Here is a 20,064-nt window from a genome sequence, read left to right as displayed (position 1 = left end):
CGCGATGGACTTGGTCGACCCGCGCGGAGCGGCGACCATGCGCCGGTTCATGGTTCCCGGCGAACGCATGGTGGTCGTGCACCGACCGCATGCCATGTCGCTGTTCGGAACCGTCTTCGCGCTCTTCGTCGGTTTCATTCTGACCATCGCGATCGGTTTCACCGCGCCCGCCTCGCTCGGGGCGCTGACCAACGCCACCTGGTATGTGCTGGCGGCCATGACTGCCTACACCTTGATCGTGCTGTGGCTATGGAGCCGCGACTGGTTCATGGCCACCAATCAGCGGTTGGTCTGGCGACGCGGCGTGTTCAACCGGAAGACCGCGATGATGCCGCTGTCAAAGGTCACCGACATGTCGTTCAATCAACCCCTGATCGGGCGGTTCCTCGGCTACGGCGAATTCATCATGGAGAGCGCCGGCCAGGAGCAGGCGTTGCGCGACATCCGCTGGATCCCGCACCCCGAGAAGGCCTACCGCGCCATTTGCGCCGAGCTGTTTGCCGGCGAGGAGCCAGTCATCCCACCGATGGTGCCCGTCGCCGCCGGCGAGACCCGCATTGATGACACCGATCCGAACCTCCCGCGCGGGGTCGAACCCGCCGCCGTCCCCGAGATGGCCAGCCACGCCATCGACGAGGAAGCACTCTCCCGCTTGGGGTCGTACGTCGACCGTTACCGCACGCAGGCTCGCACCCCGCTGCGCGAGCGGCTGCTGCGTGGCCCGCAACCGACGGAGCCCACACCCGATCACCGGATGGGAACCGAACTGCAGGATGTCGGCGACGAGGACGGCGCCTGGGCGGTCAGCCGGGAGGACTCGACCAAGGTCGTGTGGGTCGAGCGCGACAAGCGCCCTTAGAATCGGCGGTCGAACCCCTCCCGCACGACAGAAGAGACACCATGGCCGTCCGCCCCATCACGATTGTTGGACACAAGGCGCTGCACCAGCCGACCAAGAAGGTCAAAGAGGTCACCGACGAGGTGCGCACCCTGGTTGCCGACATGTTCGACACCATGGAGGCAGCCCACGGCGTGGGTCTGGCCGCCAACCAGGTTGCTTCCCGGCTGCGGCTTTTCGTGTTCGATTGCCCGGACGACGACGAGGACGTGGCCAACCATGTCGGCGTGGTGATCAACCCGGTGTTGGAGCGAGGGGTCGTTCCGCCGGGCGAACCGGATGAAGATGATGGCCTTGAAGGCTGCCTCAGCGTTCCGGGCGAGAACTTCCCCACTCCGCGTGCAGACTGGGCGCGGGTGACCGGCACCGACCTCGATGGCAAGCCGGTGTCGTACGAAGGCCACGGCCTGTTCGCGCGCTGCCTGCAGCATGAGACCGATCACCTCGACGGCAAGCTCTACCTCGATCGGCTGACCCCCACCGAGCGCCCATTTGCCCGGCAGGCGCTGAAGGAGCGCGGCTGGCAGGACGAGCGGATCACCAAGTGGGACCCCGCGACGCAGAAGGCCGACAAGGTCTGAGGTCGCCAAAGGCGCCCTAACTCAACGCAACCCGCGCCACCACGGCCACCGCTGCGATCGTTGCGACCACAAGCATCGCCCGGCGAAAGAGCACCGGTTCGATGCGATGGCGCAACGGTTGAGCGATTGCCGAACCGGCCGCCACGAACGGCAGCCAGCAAAGGCCGGCGAGCAAAGCCCCGCGGTCCACCTGCCCTGCGGTCGCGAGGGCCGCGAACGACAGTGCCGCGCCGATGAGGAAGAACGGGGCAAGGGTGGCCCGCACCTGCCGGGGCGGCTGTTCCTGGAAGACGAGCCCCAGGAACGGCCCACCGATCGACGCCGAGGTCGCAGACACCCCGGTGATCAGGCCGGCTCCGAACGACAACGACTTGCTGGCAGGCACCCGCAGGCGGGTCGCCGAACCGATGACGGCCACCATCACGATCGCCGCGACGGCCAGTGAGATCGCAGTGGACGAGGCGACCGAGACGAGATAAACCCCTAACGGTGTGGTCAGCAATCGCCCGGCCATTGCCCAGCCGAACAATGGCCACTGAATCTGCCGCCAACCCCGCGCGACCTCCAGAGCCGGCAGCGGCAACACGGTCAACAACAATGCGGCCGGCATCAGCTGTGGTTCCAACATCACCACGAACGGCGCGGCGACGACCGCCAGGCCGAAGCCGACGATTCGTTGCACGAACGCCCCGAGGCCGACGACCAGTCCGAGGCCGATGAAGGCTTCCCAACCCATCCCCATCGGTCAGCAGACCATGATGCTTTCGTCCTGCTTCCAGTCGGCGGGGGCGTCGGTAGCGGCGCAGACGTCCTTGCCGAACTGCTGCGCTTCCGCCGGCGTGGTGACGTGCAGGTTAGGCGTGCTCGAGAACTTGATCGCACCGTCGCCGGGGCCCTGCGGGAAGCCGACGACCCAGTGGCTCCAGCAGGTGATGTCGGTGAACCCGGTCACGCCGGCGACCGGGTCGGGGGACGCATCCCAGGCGGTGAGCAGAACCGCCGAGGCCGGGCAGGTGGCGCTGGTCGAGGCAGCCGTCGAGGCAGGCGTCGAAGCGGAGGTGGGCGCCGACGAAGGTGCAGAAGACGTCGTCGCGGCCGCGGTCGGCGCGACCGACGTAGGCGTTGTGGCAGAAGCAGCCGTCGTCTTGCTGGCCGATTCACAGCCACTGAGAACGAGCGCAAGCGCCCCGCATCCCATCGCCGCGCGGCCAAGTGTCGTCGAGATGCTCATCGCTCCATTGTCGCAGCGAGCGCTGGCGGGTGGCGCCAAGGCCCGCGCAGCGCCAGGATGAGCCATGCTCATCACCGGACTCGTCCTGGCCGCCCTCGCGGCCCTGTTGCACGTTTACATCTGGGTTCTCGAGTCGCTGCGCTGGACCACGCCCGGCGCCCGGGCCGTTTTCGGGACGACACCGGAACAGGCCGAGCAGACGAAGGAACTCGCGTACAACCAGGGCTTCTACAACCTGTTCCTGGCGATCGAGGTCGCTGCCGGCATCGTTGCCTACGCCCTCGGCCACCACGACATTGCCGAGACCCTCGCGCTGGTCGGTGTCGGGTCGATGCTCGCCGCGGCGAGCGTGCTGTTCCTGAGCAGTCCCGACAAGCGCTCCGCGGCCGTACGGCAGGGCGGTGCCCCGCTGCTCGCCGTCATCGCGCTGTTAGTCGCAATCCTCTAGCCGAACAGGTGATCCAGCGCGTCGAGGGTCTGCAGCCACCCGATGCGGTAGTTGTCGGCGCCGGCCGGGGTGATCCAGGCGCCGGTGTGGCGCAGGGCCAAGGCGGTGCCATCAGCCACCGGTTCGAGCGTCAGGTCGCATGCCTCGTCGACACTCGCGCCGTCCTGGTCGACCCATTGCCAGCTGAACGCCAGGTGGCGTGGCGCCTCGATCGCTAGGTAGTCACCCCGCAGAGCGAACTCGCCGTGTGGTGGGGCAATTCGATAGCTTCCGCCGATCCGCAGGTCGAGGTCGAACTCAACGCCGGCCCAGTGGTTCCACCACCAGCCGCGCAGCCCGTCCACGGTCGTCCACGCGCGCCAGACCTGCTCGATCGGCGCCGCGATGGTGCGGTGTATTTCAAGGGGGAACTGTGCAAGCGCCGCCCAGGGCTGCGCTGAATCCGTACGAACGACGCTGTCGCCCAGCGACCGTGCAAGTTCGCCGAGCATCCCTTCCCAGCCGGCGCCGTAGTCGGCGACCGATGACCCCTGGACCCCGGAATGCAGCAGCAGCAGACGGGTTCCGGTGGCGACCGGCTGGATAACAGCATCGATCCGACCGGTCGGCTCATCGCCGTAGGTCCACGAACACGCGAGGTGCTGGGCCGGGGCGCAGACCAGGATTTCGCCGCTGGCCACGTCGCCGGGTTCGTCACTCAGCGCTGCGACGAATGAATCAGCAACCCCGCTCGGGATGGTCCTCAGGGTTCCGAACCAGCGTGCCAACCGCTCGGGGTGGGTCAGCGCCGCCCACAGGTCGGCGGGATCAGTCAGGTAGTCGCGCTGCACACTCAGTGATCGCTGGTCGGAGGTTCCGATGAGTGCCCGTCGGAACTGGTCGCTGGTCATGGCTTCCCCTTTGGTGCGGTAGATCGCCGGCCGCATGACCTCGGTGTCGAGAGCGTCCGACCGGTCTGTCCAGACGCTGGAGTCGCGCCCTCACCAGTTAATGATCTCGGTGAATGCCTCCGGGCGGGCGGCATAGAGCCAGGCAAAGCAGAAGCCCCGACCGCGTTTCCGTCAGTCAGGGCTTCATCCTCTGTCTCAACACAGAGTGCACCCGAAGAGATTCGAACTCCCAACCTTCTGATCCGTAGTCAGATGCTCTATCCGTTGAGCTACGGGTGCGTGTCGCCGTCTCCGGCAACGACGTCACACTCTACAGGCTCCCTCACCGATCCGCGAATCGACCAGCGGTACCCCTCCGGTCGCCGCCCAGACGCTCGCAATCCCCGGTCGAAAGTGACGGACGACCGGCGGTGAGCGGGCGCCTCAGCCCACTCCGGCCGCTCCGAACGCTCGCTCCATCCGGGCCTCGAAGACCGGGTAGAGCGAGGTCACAAAGGCCTGTGTGAGGTGCTTGTCGTCGCGGAAGACCAACACGTTGCCGACCACTACCGGGCAGGTCTTGTCGGTCGGGCAGACCCAGTCGTTGACCGTGACGAACTGCGATCCGACCTGCTGGGCGGCCTGTTGCAGGCTCGCGCTGCCGGAGCCGCCGTTCTTCTCGTACGCACAGGCTTGGTTGGCATTGCCGCGGTGGCCAGAGACGCAGACCGAGGTGTCGTTTCCGGTCGTATCGGGAACGTCGGCGATCGCGATGACCGGGATTCCGGACTGCTTCAACCGGGTCCATGCGTCGACGTAGCCCTTGGTCATCAGGCCGGTGTCGGCGCTGCCGTTCGCGGCGATCGCGTGGGCGGCGTAACCGGACGTCACGACCGCGACCGGCCTCTGCTGGGTGAGCTTCTGCAGCATCGTGGAGACCCAGGTCGTGCACTGGCGATAGTTGTGCCCGGCCGAGGCCGTGCGATAGATCGGCTCGGTCGTCAACGGGCAGCTGGCCTTCGTGTAAATCTCCAGCTTCAGGTGGTGATCGGCGGCGTACTTCGACACCGCGTCGGCCCACATGTCGGCCTTGGAGTCACCGACCAGCGCGAGCGTACGGCTGCCGTTCGGATCGCCACCGACGCACTTCTTCGGGATCGTCACCTCGATCTGAATGAGGCAGGAGTGCTTGGGAACGTCCTGCGCCGCGCGCAGCGGGTCGGGGGTGATCGACTTGATCGCCAGGTCGATCTTCGCCGGGTCGGGCGGCAGCAGCAGCGGGTTCGGCGGCGCCTTCTGCCCGGGCTTCGCGGGCGTCGTCACGCCGGTCTTGCCGATCGCGTCGCCCACCCCGCGTACATCGGCCGAAGCCGCCTGCTTCACCTCGCCGTTCCCGGCCGCGGCCAGTGCACCACCGGCGCTGACACCGAGCAGGGTGCAGACCGCACCCACCCCGATCGCGAGCCACGGAGCGCGCTTGAGCGCGCCGGCAAACCGTACGGGGTTCTCCAGCAACCGCTGGGTCAGGAACGCCGGGACCACCGAGCCCAGCGCGATGGCCAACGCCAGCGGCCAGGCCAGTTCACCCCAGTGCAGGTCGGCGATGGTGATCAGCGGGAAGTGCCACAGGTAAATGCCGTAGGACAGGCCACCGATCCAGACCATCGGCGCCGAGGCCAGCACGCGATGGACGATCCCCTCGCGCAGCGTGAAGCCGGCGACGATGACGAGAACCGTCGCCAGGACCGGCAGCAGGGTGCTGACTCCGGGCCAGCCGTCGGCCTTCGACAGCGGAACGGTCAACAGCAGACCGAGGGCGCCGGCGATCGCGGCAACCGCCGCGGCCTGACGCGACAGTCGGATCCAGAGGTGGGCGGCCACCGCAACCAGGGCGCCGGCGGCCAGTTCCCACAAACGGGTCGTGGTGACGAAGTAAGACTTGGCCGGCTCGCTGTTGGTGTAGACCAACGCCCAGATGAAGGACGGCAGCAAGATCAGGGCGAGCCCGACCGCCATCACCGCGCGAATCTTCAACTGCGCGCGCCGCGCGATGAACAGCAGCAAGCCGAGCAGCAGCGGCCAGACGACGTAATACTGCTCTTCGACGGCCAACGACCAGAAGTGCTGAACCGGGCTGGTGTTCGTGTGGGCGAAGTAGTCGACGGACTGGTCGGCGAACCGCCAGTTCACGACGTAAAGCGCCGAGGCGATGATGTCCTTGGAGACGGTGTTCCACAGCGCCGCCGGAACGGCGAGCCAGGAAAGCAGGATCGTCGCGACGAGCACCAAGCTCGAGGCGGGCAGCAGCCGCTTGGCGCGCCGCGCCCAGAAGTCGACGTAGGAGATCCGGCCGTCGCGCTCGGCCTCGCGCACCAGCAGGCCGGTGATGAGGAAGCCGGAGATCACGAAGAAGACATCGACACCGGCGAAACCACCCGAGAATCCGGGCACCCGCCCGTGGGCGAGCAACACCATCAACACCGCGATCGCGCGCAGCCCTTCGATATCGGGCCGGTAGGCCTGTTCTTTCGGCGTCACGGACTGCTGCACGGTTCTCCCCTTGGTCGCTGATCCGCGGTCCATCATGGACCACCGATCGCCCTCAGGCGTGCATGCCGGGCGCCGTCGCGACCCGCCACATCTGCTCGTTGACCGCGTAGCCCTCCCGCTCGTACAACCGTCGGGCGTTGGGATTGTGGCCGAAAACATTGAGCCAGAGCATCGTTCGCCCCGAATCTCGTACGGTCGAAGCGCCCGCGCGCAGCATCGCCGTGCCGTGGCCGCGGCCCTGATGGGCCGGGTCGACCTCGATTGCATAGATGAACGAGTAGCCCTCCTCGTCAGCGATCCACAGGGTGCCGACCGCGTCACCACCGCCCGCGTACGCCGCCCACAGGTGGTGATTCGGCGTCGCCAGGCCGTCGGGCAGCAGGTGGTCATGTTGCTGCCGGGACTCCTGCCGAGCTTCGTCCATCGAGGCGAAACCGCCAGCGCCGAACAACTCCTCGGCGTAATGCTCGATCTCGCCGGTCGCGTAGTGGTCGTACTGCTGCTGGGTCATCGGCCACAGTTCGATGTCCCCGGTTGCCTCGACAGCAGAAACGTCGAGGCTCATCTTGGTGGCCACCAACTGCGGCTCGAGGGCCGCGACCAGCGCGGCAGTGGTCTCATCGCCCCGGTAGCTGCTGAACACCAGCGTCGCCCAGCCCCGAGCCCGCGCGGCAGCACGAAGAGAGACCGGATCGACCGCGCCGCTGGACATGACCCGCGCCGCCCCCTCTCCAGCGGCGTGCTCCACCAGCCAGGCCCACCCGCCAGATAGTTCGACCAGCTGATCCGGCTCGATGCTGGCGACCACCCGGTTCACCAGCGCCGCAACGTCACCCGGCGCATTTCCGGTGAGCAGTTCGGTCAGTCGGTCGCGAACCACGGCTGTCTCCATGGCGTCACTCTGGCAGGACTTGGAAGACCCCACGGGATGTGGTTGTTATAACGACCGAAACGCATTACTACCGATGTCGAAAGGGCCCGCGATGAGCGACCAGGGAACACGGACCGAGCACGACTCGATGGGTGACGTCGAAGTGCCGATCGATGCGAAGTGGGCAGCGCAGACCCAGCGCGCGGTGCAGAATTTCCCGATCTCCCACCGGCCGATCGACCCCGACCTCATCCACGCGCTCGCCGCGATGAAGGGCGCCTCCGCCCGAGCGCGCGCCGCGCGGGGGCTGCTCGAGGCCGACGTCGCCGACGCGATCGCGGCCGCCGCCGCCCAGGTCGCGGGTGGTCAGTGGGACGACCAGTTCCCGATCGACGTCTTCCAGACCGGGTCGGGCACCTCCAGCAATATGAATGCCAACGAGGTCATCGCGTCCCTGGCGGGCGAGACCCTGGGCCGGGCCGTGCACCCCAACGATGGCGTCAACGACCCGTTCTCCTCCAACGACCAGTTCCCGTCGGCAATCCACATCGCCGCGGCCTCCGCAGTCAAGGACGACCTGTTGCCCGCCCTCGAGGTCCTGTCGACGTCGTTGCGCAGCAAGTCCGTTGAGTTCGCCGACGTGGTGAAGTCCGGTCGGACCCACCTGATGGATGCCACCCCCGTCACGCTCGGCCAGGAGTTTGGCGGCTACGCCAGCCAGGTCGAGTTCGTGGCCAGCCGGCTGGCTGGGCTGCTGCCCGCGGTCGGCGCTCTCCCGCTCGGTGGTTCGGCGGTCGGGACCGGGATCAACGTTCCTGCCGGCCTCGCCGCTGAGGTGATCGCGACGCTGGCCAAGGACCTCGACCTCCCGCTGAGTGAGGCGACCGACCACTTCGCCGCCCAGTCCAGCCGGGACAGCCTCGCCGAACTGTCCGGCAGCCTTCGTACGACCGCGGTTGCCTTCACCAAAATCGCCAACGACATCCGCTGGATGGGGTCGGGGCCGACCGCCGGGCTCGCCGAAATCCGTTTGCCCGACCTCCAACCCGGCAGTTCGATCATGCCCGGCAAGGTGAATCCGGTTCTGGCAGAAGCCATGCTGCAAGTCAGCGCGCAGGTCATCGGCAATGACGCCGCTGTCACCGCGGGCGCCGCCGCCGGCACCTTCGAACTGAACGTGATGCTCCCAGTGATCGCCCGCAACGTGCTCGAGTCGATCCGGCTGCTGGCCAATGTGGCGCGCGTGTTCGCGCAGCGCTGTGTCGATGGGATCGAGGCAGATGTGGAGCGCGCCCGCCGCTACGCGGAGTCCTCACCCTCGATCGTGACCGCCCTGAATCACGAGTTGGGCTATGACGAAGCCTCCGCGATCGCCAAACAGGCCCTGAAGCAGGGGCGCACCATTCGAGAGGTCGTGATCGATCGCGGCCACGTGGCGAACGGCACCCTCACCGAACAACAGTTGGACGAAGCTCTGGACGTGTTGTCGATGGCGCGGCCTAGGATCTGAGCCATGCCCGTCTGGCGCGGCCGAACGCTCGGCGTCCCCCGCATGGCCCCCCGCACCGCACCGTCTTATGACGCGCCGGTGGCATCGTTCGAGCCCGTACGCGAGGCGGAGGAACACTCTGCCGAGGCAACCGTGGTCGAGCAGGCGATCTATTGCGACGGTCGCAAGTTGGAGAACCCGCAGACCATCTCCGAGACGATCCACCGACTCTCCGACCAGGAGAAGAGCAGCGAGCGGCCACTCGCCTGGATCGGGATGGCGCGACCCAACCCGCACCAAGTGCAGCAGATGGCGCGAATCTTCGACCTGCACCCGCTGGCTGTCGAAGACGCGATCGTGGCCCACCAGCGCCCCAAGCTGGAGCGCTACGACGACACGCTGTTCATCGTGCTGCGCGCGGCGACCTACGACGACGCGACGGAGACCGTCTCTTTCGGCGAGATCCACCTGTTCGTAGGACCCCACTTCGTCATCACCCTGCGCCACTCCTCGCAGCCGCAACTGGCCGTCGTACGCCGCCGGTTGGAGGACGACCCGGAACTGCTGCGACTGGGTCCGTACGCCGTGCTTTACGGGGTGCTCGACCACATCGTTGACGGCTACGCCCCGGTGGTGAACGGGCTGGAGAACGACATCGACGAGATCGAGAACCAGGTCTTCGAATCCGACCCAACCGTGTCGCGCCGCATCTACGAGTTGTCGCAGGAAGTGATGGAGTTCCAGCGCGCGGTGAAGCCACTGCAGGGCATCCTCGCGGTGCTGCAACAGGACCACACGCAACTCGACGCCGAACTGATCCGCGCCCTGCGCGACGTCTCCGACCACGCGACGTCGGTCAGCGAACGCGTCGAAGGTTTCCGCCAGTCACTGGCCGACATCCTGAGCCTGAACGCAACGCTTGTTGCCCAGACCCAGAACGAGGAGATGAAGCGGCTCGCGCAGGTCGCCAACTCCCAGGCCGATGAGGTCAAGAAGGCGTCGTCCTGGGCGGCCATCCTGTTCGCCCCCACCATCGTTGCCGGCATCTACGGCATGAACTTCGACCGGATGCCGGAGCTGCACTGGTGGTTCGGCTATCCGGTTGCGCTGCTGTCGATGCTGGCGGTGTCAACCATCATGTGGATCGTCTTCCGTCGCAAACGCTGGCTCTAGGCAACCTTCCGGCGGGCTGGGCGTCCTTGACTTCATGAGCCCGCTGCGCGCCCCGGACAGCCCGTAATGTCGGTGCTGTCCGTCCCGGTCGCCCCGGGAACACGCCACCGGAGGGTTCGGGAGACCACGATGAGCGTCGACCTCGCCGACCTCTATCGCGCACACCGCGGGTCGCTGATCCGGATGGCGCGGCTGCTGGTCGACACCCCGGAAGCGGCCGAAGACGCCGTTCATGACGCTTTCCTGGGCACCGCCCGCAACCTCGGATCGCTGCGCGACCCGGATGCTGCGCTCGGCTACATCCGGCGCGCGGTGGTCAATCAGTGCCGCTCCCAACTTCGCCGACGCCGTACGGTCCGGGCACACCTGCGGGTTGCCGAGCCCGAGATCGCCCCACCGGCCGACGATGCTGTGCTGCTCGCCGAGGAACACAGCGGGGTGCTGGCCGCCCTCGACACCCTGCCGCCGCGCCAGCGTGAAGTGCTGGTGTTGCGCTACTGGTCGGACCTGTCCGAGGCGCAGATCGCCGACGCGCTCGGGATCAGTCGCGGAACCGTGAAGTCACAAGCCAGCCGGGCGATCGCCGCCCTGGCAGCCCAGCTGCAGGAGGGACGATGAGCGACCTCGAGAAGCGCCTGCGTGATGCGCTCGCGGCCAAGGCCGACGCCATCGACACCACCCCCAGCTCGCCCGAGAAGGAAGCCGAGTTCCTCTCGCAACTGCATCGCCCAGAGCAACGCAAGCGCGGGGCGTGGTGGCTCGGAGGTGGCGTGGCCGCAGCTGCGTGTGGCGTGGTCGCGCTTGCCCTCGTCCACGCGCCGAGCCACCCGAACAACGCGTCGACCGCTGGAGGCACCGCGCTGGCATCCGCCGCTGGCGGCCCGAACACCGCGCGATCGACGCCGACCGGCGCGACCCCGGGGTCCGGCGGGGATCAAATGACCGGGATGGCGCAACCAGGCAGGTCGAATTCCACCGAGGCCTTCACTGTTCCCGGTGCAACCGTTTTTGGTCCGTCCCAGGTGTCCGTGACCGTCGATGGTCAGCCGTTGGTCTTTCGTCCGGTGCTGTCGCTGCTGCGCGGACGACTGACCGTGGCGGGCGAACTGCACGGACCGGCCTACGCTCCCTCCCCCGCCATGACCTTCCCCTACGCCTGGTCGGTGATGACACCCGGCGGCGGCTTCGTCGAAGACGCAGCCGCCGGCTGCGCGAAGGTGACGAAGCAGGAAATCAACGACACCCGTACGTTCGGCGGTTGGACGCTGCGCGGCAGCGGCACCGTGACGATCTCCACCTCGGTCTGCACCGCGGTCGGCAAACCGCGAGAGCTGCGTTGGTCGGGGAAAGTCGTCCCGCGACCGTACGGGTGAGCCCGTTTACACGACCGGCTTCACCGGTCGCTGTCGCAGGACCGCGGTCACGACCAGGCCGGTGACCAACGCCCAGAATGCCGCTCCGATGCCGGCGATGGTCGCGCCGGAGGCGGCGACCACGAACGTGACCGCTGCCGGGACTCTGGCCGACTCATCGCTCATCGCCCCGGCACAGGCTGCGGCGAACGCACCCACGAGCGCGACGCCAGCAACCGCCTGCACCACGCCATCCGGCGCGGCCACCACCGCCGCGGTCAGACCCGCGCTCAGCGCACCTAACACCAGGTAGGTGCAGCCGGTCGAGACTCCAGCAATCCAGCGACGTTCGGTGTCGGGGCCGGCATCAGGCCCAGCAGCGAGCGCCGCACTGATCGCCGCGAGGTTGATCGCGTGGCCGCCGAACGGTGCGCCGAGCACCGAACCGGTCCCGGTCAGCCCGAGCGCCGGGCGCCACGGAACGGAGTAACCGAAGGTCGACATGACGGCGACGCCGGGGATGTTCTGCGAGGCCATCGTGACGATGTAGAGCGGCAGGGCAACTCCGGTCAGTGCTTGGAACGTGAGGGTCGGTGTCGTCCACTCCAGATGCGGAACGATCGCCGACGCACCCGGCAGGGCGTCGTCGCGAACGAGGGCGATCACAATCACCGCCAGAGCCATCACGAAGGCGCCTGGGACGGCCCAGCGCGGGCGTAGCTTCAGCAGCACGATCCACGCCAGGAGAACCGGGGCGACCGCGGCCGGATGCTGCGAGAGGGACGTCACCGGGGCAACACACAGCGGCAGGAGCACCCCAGCCAGCATGGCCTGAGCGATCGAGGCGGGAATGCGGCGTACGAGGGCAGCCAGTCCCGGCCAGAGTCCGGTGACGACCAGCAGCAGACCGCAGACGACGAACGCCCCGACGGCAGCCGGCCACCCGCCCGCAACGGCTCCGGTGGTGATCAGCAACGCCGCTCCGGGCGTCGACCAGGCCACCGTGATCGGCATCCGGAAGCGCCGGGCCAGCAACACGGTCGCGGCGCCCATAGTGACCGTCACCGCCAACAGTCCTGAGGCAGCTTGGCCTGGATCGGCACCCATCGCCCGCAACCCGGCGAGGACCACCGCGAAGGAGGAGGTGAAACCAACCAGGGCGCAGACGATTCCAGCGCCGATCGGCACTCCCGTTCCCACACCGTCCATGCCGCGAAGGTAGTGCAGCCCCCGTCATTGCTCGACGCCGGATTGGCGAGGGTCGAAGTGCTAAGTCAGGTTTGCCTTGCCCAGCCGGAGGACGCGACATGACCACGCTGCGCGAGTCACGTCATGTTCTCTTCGTTTTGGACCCTCGGGTAACCCTGACACCACCGCAAACGCAGTTCGGCCGGCCCGAAGAAACTCGAGCCGACCGAACCAATCCCTACCGAATGATCAGTCGTTCGCCCAGTCCAGGGTGCGCTGCACGGCCTTGTTCCAGCGGGCGTAGAGCCGGGTGCGCTCTGCCTCTTCCATCTTCGGCTCCCAGCGCTTGTCCTCGGCCCACTGCTTGCGCAGTTCGTCCTCGTCCTTCCAGAAGCCAACGGCCAGACCGGCGGCGTATGCGGCACCGAGGGCGGTGGTCTCGTTGATCACCGGGCGGATGACCGGGACGTTGAGGATGTCGGCCTGGAACTGCATGAGGGTCTCGTTGACGACCATGCCGCCGTCGACCTTCAGCTCGGTCAGGTCGACACCGGAGTCGGCGTTCATCGCGTCCATCACCTCACGGCTCTGGAAGGCGACCGCTTCCAGCGCGGCGCGCGCGATGTGACCCTTGTTCGCAAAGCGGGTCAGGCCCACGATCGCGCCACGGGCGTCGGACCGCCAGTGCGGAGCAAACAGACCGGAGAACGCCGGCACGACGTAGACGTCACCGTTGTCTTCGACACCCTTGGCGAGGTCCTCGACCTCGGGCGCCGAACCGATCAGGTTGAGGTTGTCGCGCAACCACTGCACCAGCGAGCCGGTGACAGCCACCGACCCCTCGAGCGCGTAGATCGGTTTCTGGTCGCCGATCTTGTAACAGACGGTGGTCAGCAAACCGTTCTTGCTCATCACCTTCTCTTCGCCAGTGTTCAGCAGCATGAAGTTGCCGGTGCCGTAGGTGTTCTTGGCGGTGCCGGGCTCGAAACAGACCTGACCGAAGGTCGCAGCCTGCTGGTCGCCGAGGATGCCGGCCACCGGAACGCCGGCGAGCACGCCACGTTCGCGGACCTTGCCGTAGACCTCCGAGGAGCTCTTGATCTCCGGGAGCATCGACATCGGGATACCCATATCGGCGGCGATCGAGGAGTCCCAGGAGAGGGTGTCGAGGTCCATCAGCATGGTGCGCGAGGCGTTGGTGACGTCGGTGACGTGAACGCCGCCGTCGGAACCACCGGTCATGTTCCACAACACCCAGGTGTCCATGTTGCCGAAGAGCAGGTCGCCGGCCTCGGCCTTGGCGCGAGCTCCATCGACGTTGTCCAGGATCCACTTCACCTTGGGGCCGGAGAAGTAGGTTGCCAGCGGCAGTCCGACCTTCGCCTTGTACTTCTCGGCGCCCTCGGAGCCGCCGAGTTCTTCGACGATCTTGTCGGTGCGGGTGTCCTGCCAGACGATGGCGTTGTAGACGGCCTCACCGGTGTTCTTGTCCCAGACGACGGCGGTCTCGCGCTGGTTGGTGATGCCGACCGCGGCGATGTCCGAGATCGGGATGTCGAGTGTCGCCATGGCATCGGCGCAGACCTTGCGCGTGTTTGCCCAGATCTCGGCGGGGTTGTGTTCAACCCACCCGGCCTTGGGGAAGATCTGCGCGTGTTCCATCTGTGCGACCGAGGCGACCTTGCCGTCGTGGTCGAAAATCATGCAGCGGGTGCTCGTGGTGCCCTGGTCGATTGACGCGATGTATTTGGTCACTGCGGCGGCTCCTTAGCCAGAAGAACGAAGGTTTGAAAAGTTCGGGCGGCCCGTTGCGGGGCCGCCCGAGTGGTGTCACTTCACGTAGAGAATGGCCACGATTCCGGCCAGGATGCCGCCGACCGCGGGGCCGACGACCGGCACCCAGGCGTAGGCCCAGTTGTTGGAGTCCTTGTGCGGGATCGGCAACACGGCGTGCGCGATGCGCGGGCCGAGGTCACGCGCCGGGTTGATGGCGTAGCCGGTAGGTCCACCGAGGGAGGCGCCGATACCCACAACCAGGAGTGCGACCGCCAACGGGCCAAGGCCCGAGGGGCTCTTGCCGAAGCAGATGATGATGAAGACCAGGACGAAGGTGGCGATGATCTCGGTGACCAGGTTCCAGGCGGTCGATGCGATCTGCGGACCGGTCGAGAAGACACCGAGCGAACCAGCGTCGCCGCGCTCGTCAAATTGCTTCTTGTAGGCCATCCAACACAGCACTGCACCGATGAAGGCGCCGATGAACTCACCGGCGAAATAGGTCAGCGTGGAACCGAAGGTGACGTCGACGCCCTTGGCATAGGTGATGCCAGAGTCGTGGAAGTGCTCGGTGAGCAGACCAAGGGTGACTGCGGGGTTGAGGTGAGCCCCGGACTTGTAGGCGGCGTAAACACCGGAGAAGACCGCGAGGCCCCACCCGAAGTTGACCATCAGGAAGCCGCCGTCGGTCCCGTTGTTCTTCGGGAGCGCCACGTTGGCGACCACGCCGCAACCGAGCAGCAGCAGAATGGCTGTGCCGATCACCTCACTGATAAATACTGAACCAAGGCTCACGTTCGACCTCATCCTTCCGGGTTCGTGGCGAGGCCGCGCGTCACGCACGCACCTCGTTGTAGCGGTGCATATGTTCTACCAATAAAACATGATCCACCAACAGGAATACCTGAAAGTAGTGTCAAGTTCGGGCCCCGAGGCCCTTCTGGCCGCGCCACCGACACCCCTAGGCTGAGGGCGGGTCAGTTCACGACCCGCTCACGCCGGAGGACACCATGGTCATGCAACCGTTCAACGCCAAGCTCGGACCGCAAGAACACGCTCAGGCCTGGGAGGAACTCGGCGAACGCGAGTTCGACGTCCTGGTGATCGGCGGCGGTGTCACCGGTTCCGGCGCGGCGCTCGATGCCGCGACGCGCGGGCTTCGTACGGGATTGGTTGAGGCGCGCGACTTCGCCAGCGGCACCTCCTCCCGCAGCAGCAAGTTGTTCCACGGCGGCCTGCGCTACCTCGAGCAACTCAACTTCAGCTTGGTCGCCGAGGCACTGCACGAACGTGAACTGATGCTGACCCGGATCGCGCCGCACCTCGTTCACCCGGTCTCCTTCCTCTACCCGCTGTCCCACCGCGGCTGGGAACGGCCCTATGTTGCCGCCGGCCTGGCGATGTACGACCAGATGGGCGGTGCCCGCTCGGTGCCGCGACAGAAGCACCTCACCCGCGGCGGGGCGATGAAGATGTTCCCCGGCCTCAAGCACGACGCGCTGGTCGGCGCCGTTCGCTACTACGACGCGCAAGCCGACGACGCTCGGCACACCATGACCGTCGCCCGTACGGCGGCCCACTACGGCGCCGTGGTGCGCAACAGCACCGAGGTCGTGGAGATCCTCAAGGAAGCCGATCGGGTCGTTGGTGTGGTCGTCCGCGACGTCGAGACCGACCGCCGCCAGACAGTGCGCGCGAAGGTCGTCGTCAACGCCACAGGCGTATGGACCGATGACGTCCAGAAGATGAGCGGCGGCCGAGGCCGGTTCCGGGTGCGAGCCAGCAAGGGTGTGCACATCTTGGTGCCGCGCGACCGGATTGCCGGCGAGGTCGGCCTGATCCTTCGGACCGAGAAGTCCGTGCTGTTCGTCATTCCGTGGGGCCAGCAGTGGATCATCGGAACCACCGACACCGACTGGTCGTACGACGTCGCCCACCCGGCAGCCACCCGCACCGACATCGAATACATCCTCGATCATGTCAACTCGGTCCTGGCGTCGCCGATCACCAAGGACGACATCCTGGGCGTTTACGCCGGTCTGCGTCCGTTGTTGGCGGGCGAGAGCGAGTCGACCAGCCAGTTGTCCCGCGAACACGCCGTCGCCCGGCCCGAGCCCGGGCTGATCTCGATCGCCGGCGGCAAATACACGACCTACCGGGTCATGGCCCAGGACGCGATCAACGCTGCGGCCAAAGACCTTGGCACCATCCGCGACTCGGTCACCGACCACGTGCCCCTCATCGGCGCCGACGGCTATCAGGCCCTGGTCAATTTAAAGAGTGAACTCAGCGCAGAGACGGGTTTGCCGCAGTGGCGGATCGAGCACCTGCTGGGCCGTTACGGCTCGAAGCTGCACGAGGTGCTGGCCCTTGCCGACGACGACCCGTCGCTGCTCGAACCGGTGAAATCCGCCGAGGCGTATCTGCGCGCGGAACTCCTCTACGCCGCAACACACGAAGGGGCGCTGCATCTAGCCGACGTGTTGACCCGCCGCACCCGGATGTCCATCGAAACCAAACACCGCGGCAGTGACGCGGCCCAGGAAGCCGCCGATCTGATCGCCCCCGTTCTCGGGTGGGATGAGGAGCGCAAGAGCCTGGAGGTGCGCGCCTACATGGAACGCGTCGAGGCCGAGCGGGCCAGCCAAGAGCTGGACACCGACGAGGAATCGGACTCCCGCCGCAACGCAGCCCCGGAGACCCGGCCGGGTCTGCGGTCGGTGCTCGCCACCCGCTGACGCGAGCTGACCCAACCGCGGGAGAGTCTGAACCCGTTCCACCGACCACCGAATCGTCATAGGCTTCACACAGCTTTCCCTTGGCTTGGCGCTACCTGTGAGGTTCAGACTCATGCCCATGACGAACTCCCCCGCGCTCACCCGCATCGACGGCTCGCCCGTCCGCGTGCTCGTTGTCGACGACGAGGCAAACCTCACCGAGCTGCTCAGCATGGCGCTGCGCTACGAGGGGTGGGAGATCAAGTCGGCCGCCACCGGCACCGGTGCCGTCCGCACCGCCAAGGAGTTCCAACCTGACGCGGTGGTGCTCGACATGATGCTGCCCGACTTCGACGGGATGGAGGTGTTGCGCCGGATGCGCGACACCGACCCGAGCCTTCCGGTGCTCTTCCTCACCGCGCGCGACGCGGTCGAGGACCGTGTCGCGGGCTTGACCGCCGGCGGCGACGACTACGTCACCAAGCCGTTCAGCCTCGAAGAGGTCGTCGCCCGCGTACGAGCCCTGATCCGGCGCTCGACCCAGTTCGTCGAGGAGAGTTCCTCGATGCTGCGCGTTGGCGACCTGAGTCTCGACGAGGACAGCCACGAGGTGATGCGCGGTGACGACGAGATCACCCTTACCGCCACCGAGTTCGAGCTGCTGCGGTTCCTGATGCGCAACCCCAAGCGGGTCCTGTCCAAGGCGCAAATCCTCGACCGCGTCTGGCACTACGACTTTGGCGGCCAGGCGAACGTCGTGGAGCTCTACATTTCCTACCTGCGCAAGAAGATCGACGCCGGCCGCGACCCGATGATCCACACCATGCGCGGGGCGGGCTACGTTCTGAAGCCGGCCAAGTGACCGCGCTGCACCCCAGCCGCTGGACACTTCGCACCAAACTCGTCGCGTCGGTTCTGGCGCTGTTCTTCTTGGTCACCGCCGCCGTCGGAGCCCTGTCGGTGTGGCAGCTGGACAAGACGCTGATGAGCCAGGTCGATCAACAGTTGACCACCTCGCGCGACGCGATGACCAACGGCGGTGACGCCGGCAACGGCCCCGTCGGGGGAAGCGTCGCCGGCAATTCCAGCCTGCAACTGCAGGTCTACGCCGGCAGCTCCACTCCAACCACGCTGGCCGATCCGCGCACCGGTGACTCCGACAAGCAGGCGTGGATCATGTCACCGCGGGGTCGCGCCGCCCTCACTTCCGCCCAGATCGACCAACTGCTCAACGCTGGCCTCGGCCGCGACCCGGTGACCCTGGACCTCAAGGGCGCCGGCAGCTACCGGTTGATCGCCGTTCAGCACACCACCGAGTTCATGGTCAGCGGATCCCACAGCAGGGTGCTGGTCAGCGTCGTCGACATCGTCGGCCTGCCGACCCGCCCGGTCCGCGACAACGTCGACAAGATGGCTCTGGCGGTGGCCCTGCTCAGCGGCGCCGGCATCCTCGTGGTCGGCATGGCATCGGCCCTGCTGATCCAGCGCAACCTCGAGCCGCTGCGTCGCGTGGCCGGGACAGCGCGTCGGGTCAGTCAGCTGCAGTTGTCCCGCGGTGAGGTCGACATCGCCGAACGAGTCGGGTCCCAGGACACCGACCCCCACACCGAAGTGGGACAGGTCGGCCACGCTCTCAACGACCTGCTCGACCACATGGGCGCGGCGTTGACGGCTCGCCAAGCCAGCGAGACCCGCGTACGCCGATTCGTCGCCGACGCCTCCCACGAGTTGCGTACTCCGTTGGCCTCGATCCGCGGCTACGCCGAGCTGTCGCGCCGTGAGCAGGAGCCGGTTCCAACCGGTGTCACCCACGCGCTGGGCCGCATCGAGTCCGAGGCGGACCGGATGACCGCACTCGTCGAGGACCTGCTGCTGCTGGCGCGACTGGACTCCGGCCGGCCGCTGGACCGCACCCCGGTCGACCTATCGATGCTGCTGATCGAGACGGTCAGCGATGCCCACGCCGCCGGACCGGAACACACCTGGAACCTCGACCTGCCCGACGGCGCGGTCGAGGTCATCGGCGATGGTCCTCGGCTGCGTCAGGTGATCATCAACCTGCTCGCCAACGCCCGGCGCCACACCCCGGCCGGGACCATCGTGACCGCGGGCGTACGCGCCGACGACACCCACGCCGTCGTCACGGTCCGCGACAACGGGCCCGGCATCCCCGCCGACCTGACCCCGCACATCTTCGAGCGCTTCACCCGGGGCGACTCGGCGCGAACCCGTACGGGGGGCTCCACGGGCCTCGGCCTGTCGATCGTGCAGGCGGTGGTGGCGTCGCACGGCGGCACCGTCAGCGTCGACTCGGTGCCCGGCAACACGGTGTTCACGGTGACTCTTCCGGTCGCCGGACCCGTCGGCGAAGCGACGGACCACTCCGACGAAAGCCTCATCGCATGACCCCCGACCGCGACTCACCCGAGGTCGCCCTGGCCGAGTCCGTCAGCCTCGACCCGACGGTCGCCGACAGCCCACCACGGCGCGTGCTCGGCCGCCAACTGGGCCGCTTCGCCGTCATCGGGGTGGGCAGCACTCTGCTCAACCTGGTGCTCTTCGCTGGCTTCCGGCAGGTGTTCGACAACCAGGTCGCGAATATCGCCGCGCTACTGATCTGCACCATCTTGAACACCGCCGCTAATCGGCGCTTCACCTTCGAGGCGGACCGCACCAACGCCCTCGCGGTGCAGGTGCGCAGCATGGTGTTGCTGCTGATCACCTGGGGCGCTTCGGCCGCGGCACTGTGGGCCTTGCATCGTGTCTCACCCGGCGCCGGAACGCTCGCCGCGACCCTGACCGTGGCCGCCGGTAACGCGCTCGCGACGGCGTTGCGATTCGTGCTGCTGCGACGCTGGTTCGCCACATGACCGGGCATCACCAAGCGTGGACGAGCGGCTACGACGAAGGGCCGCCGATCG

19 protein-coding genes and 1 tRNA gene are annotated in these 20,064 nt (G+C 67.1%); 11 read left to right on the top strand and 9 right to left on the bottom strand.

Features of this window, described 5'->3' with window-relative positions; genetic code table 11:
- The first annotated feature begins 4 nt into the window (after positions 1 to 4).
- On the top strand, positions 5 to 859 hold the full coding sequence (locus ACYU98_RS12600) for a PH domain-containing protein (protein WP_460468567.1): 855 nt from the start codon (positions 5 to 7) through the stop codon (positions 857 to 859).
- Between the two features lie 41 nt (positions 860 to 900).
- Positions 901 to 1,479 (top strand): peptide deformylase, encoded by a 579-nt coding sequence (gene def / locus ACYU98_RS12595; RefSeq protein WP_460468566.1) that lies wholly within the window; start codon positions 901 to 903, stop codon positions 1,477 to 1,479.
- Positions 1,480 to 1,495: 16 nt separating this feature from the next.
- On the opposite strand, the gene ACYU98_RS12590 is transcribed toward def, so the two are convergent.
- Positions 1,496 to 2,221, bottom strand: coding sequence for a TSUP family transporter (locus tag ACYU98_RS12590; RefSeq protein ID WP_460468565.1), 726 nt, complete (start codon positions 2,219 to 2,221; stop codon positions 1,496 to 1,498).
- Between the two features lie 3 nt (positions 2,222 to 2,224).
- On the bottom strand, positions 2,225 to 2,710 hold the full coding sequence (locus ACYU98_RS12585; RefSeq protein ID WP_460468564.1) for a hypothetical protein: 486 nt from the start codon (positions 2,708 to 2,710) through the stop codon (positions 2,225 to 2,227).
- Between the two features lie 64 nt (positions 2,711 to 2,774).
- Between ACYU98_RS12585 and ACYU98_RS12580 the strand changes: the two genes are divergently transcribed.
- Positions 2,775 to 3,158 (top strand): DUF1304 domain-containing protein, encoded by a 384-nt coding sequence (locus ACYU98_RS12580; RefSeq protein ID WP_460468563.1) that lies wholly within the window; start codon positions 2,775 to 2,777, stop codon positions 3,156 to 3,158.
- Here the strand turns inward: ACYU98_RS12580 and ACYU98_RS12575 are convergent.
- From ACYU98_RS12575 to ACYU98_RS12560, 4 genes are all read right to left on the bottom strand, one after another.
- On the bottom strand, positions 3,155 to 4,048 hold the full coding sequence (locus ACYU98_RS12575; protein ID WP_460468562.1) for an SRPBCC domain-containing protein: 894 nt from the start codon (positions 4,046 to 4,048) through the stop codon (positions 3,155 to 3,157). The two genes, ACYU98_RS12580 and ACYU98_RS12575, sit on opposite strands and share 4 nt — an antisense overlap.
- A gap of 206 nt (positions 4,049 to 4,254) precedes the next feature.
- Positions 4,255 to 4,327: transfer RNA gene (locus ACYU98_RS12570), tRNA-Arg, on the bottom strand.
- A 144-nt stretch (positions 4,328 to 4,471) separates the two neighbouring features.
- Complete coding sequence (locus tag ACYU98_RS12565; protein WP_460468561.1) at positions 4,472 to 6,577, bottom strand: acyltransferase family protein; 2,106 nt, start codon at positions 6,575 to 6,577, stop codon at positions 4,472 to 4,474.
- A 52-nt stretch (positions 6,578 to 6,629) separates the two neighbouring features.
- On the bottom strand, positions 6,630 to 7,469 hold the full coding sequence (locus ACYU98_RS12560) for a GNAT family N-acetyltransferase (protein WP_460468560.1): 840 nt from the start codon (positions 7,467 to 7,469) through the stop codon (positions 6,630 to 6,632).
- 91 nt (positions 7,470 to 7,560) lie between these two features.
- Between ACYU98_RS12560 and ACYU98_RS12555 the strand changes: the two genes are divergently transcribed.
- The 4 genes from ACYU98_RS12555 (at position 7,561) to ACYU98_RS12540 (ending at position 11,483) form a co-directional block, all read left to right on the top strand.
- Positions 7,561 to 8,958 carry a class II fumarate hydratase gene (locus ACYU98_RS12555; protein WP_460468559.1) on the top strand — a complete coding sequence of 466 codons (1,398 nt, stop codon included), beginning with the start codon at positions 7,561 to 7,563 and terminating at the stop codon, positions 8,956 to 8,958.
- A gap of 3 nt (positions 8,959 to 8,961) precedes the next feature.
- Positions 8,962 to 10,110 carry a magnesium/cobalt transporter CorA gene (gene corA, locus ACYU98_RS12550; RefSeq protein WP_460468558.1) on the top strand — a complete coding sequence of 383 codons (1,149 nt, stop codon included), beginning with the start codon at positions 8,962 to 8,964 and terminating at the stop codon, positions 10,108 to 10,110.
- A gap of 129 nt (positions 10,111 to 10,239) precedes the next feature.
- On the top strand, positions 10,240 to 10,728 hold the full coding sequence (locus ACYU98_RS12545; RefSeq protein WP_460468557.1) for an RNA polymerase sigma factor: 489 nt from the start codon (positions 10,240 to 10,242) through the stop codon (positions 10,726 to 10,728).
- Positions 10,725 to 11,483 (top strand): hypothetical protein, encoded by a 759-nt coding sequence (locus ACYU98_RS12540; protein ID WP_460468556.1) that lies wholly within the window; start codon positions 10,725 to 10,727, stop codon positions 11,481 to 11,483. Before ACYU98_RS12545 ends, ACYU98_RS12540 begins: the two co-directional genes overlap by 4 nt.
- Before the next feature lie 6 nt (positions 11,484 to 11,489).
- On the opposite strand, the gene ACYU98_RS12535 is transcribed toward ACYU98_RS12540, so the two are convergent.
- The 3 genes from ACYU98_RS12535 to ACYU98_RS12525 all read right to left on the bottom strand — a co-directional run bounded on the left by ACYU98_RS12535 (position 11,490) and on the right by ACYU98_RS12525 (position 15,221).
- Complete coding sequence (locus ACYU98_RS12535; protein ID WP_460468555.1) at positions 11,490 to 12,671, bottom strand: benzoate/H(+) symporter BenE family transporter; 1,182 nt, start codon at positions 12,669 to 12,671, stop codon at positions 11,490 to 11,492.
- 228 nt (positions 12,672 to 12,899) lie between these two features.
- Positions 12,900 to 14,405, bottom strand: coding sequence for a glycerol kinase GlpK (gene glpK, locus ACYU98_RS12530; protein WP_460468554.1), 1,506 nt, complete (start codon positions 14,403 to 14,405; stop codon positions 12,900 to 12,902).
- 75 nt (positions 14,406 to 14,480) lie between these two features.
- Positions 14,481 to 15,221, bottom strand: coding sequence for an MIP/aquaporin family protein (locus ACYU98_RS12525; protein ID WP_460468553.1), 741 nt, complete (start codon positions 15,219 to 15,221; stop codon positions 14,481 to 14,483).
- 215 nt (positions 15,222 to 15,436) lie between these two features.
- Here ACYU98_RS12525 and ACYU98_RS12520 point away from each other — a divergent pair, with 215 nt between their 5' ends.
- The 4 genes from ACYU98_RS12520 (at position 15,437) to ACYU98_RS12505 (ending at position 20,013) form a co-directional block, all read left to right on the top strand.
- Complete coding sequence (locus ACYU98_RS12520; protein WP_460468552.1) at positions 15,437 to 17,164, top strand: glycerol-3-phosphate dehydrogenase/oxidase; 1,728 nt, start codon at positions 15,437 to 15,439, stop codon at positions 17,162 to 17,164.
- Positions 17,165 to 17,276: 112 nt separating this feature from the next.
- Entirely contained in the window at positions 17,277 to 18,005 is a 729-nt protein-coding gene (locus ACYU98_RS12515) for a response regulator transcription factor (protein WP_460468551.1), read from the top strand.
- Positions 18,002 to 19,549: a sensor histidine kinase gene (locus tag ACYU98_RS12510; RefSeq protein ID WP_460468550.1), complete on the top strand. Its 1,548-nt coding sequence runs from the start codon at positions 18,002 to 18,004 to the stop codon at positions 19,547 to 19,549. The genes ACYU98_RS12515 and ACYU98_RS12510 overlap by 4 nt, the downstream gene beginning before the upstream one ends.
- Positions 19,546 to 20,013, top strand: coding sequence for a GtrA family protein (locus ACYU98_RS12505; protein WP_460468549.1), 468 nt, complete (start codon positions 19,546 to 19,548; stop codon positions 20,011 to 20,013). The genes ACYU98_RS12510 and ACYU98_RS12505 overlap by 4 nt, the downstream gene beginning before the upstream one ends.
- The last annotated feature ends 51 nt before the right edge of the window (positions 20,014 to 20,064 follow it).

This window comes from Calidifontibacter terrae (assembly GCF_054778835.1).
This window is presented reverse-complemented; position numbering and strand designations above follow the sequence as displayed.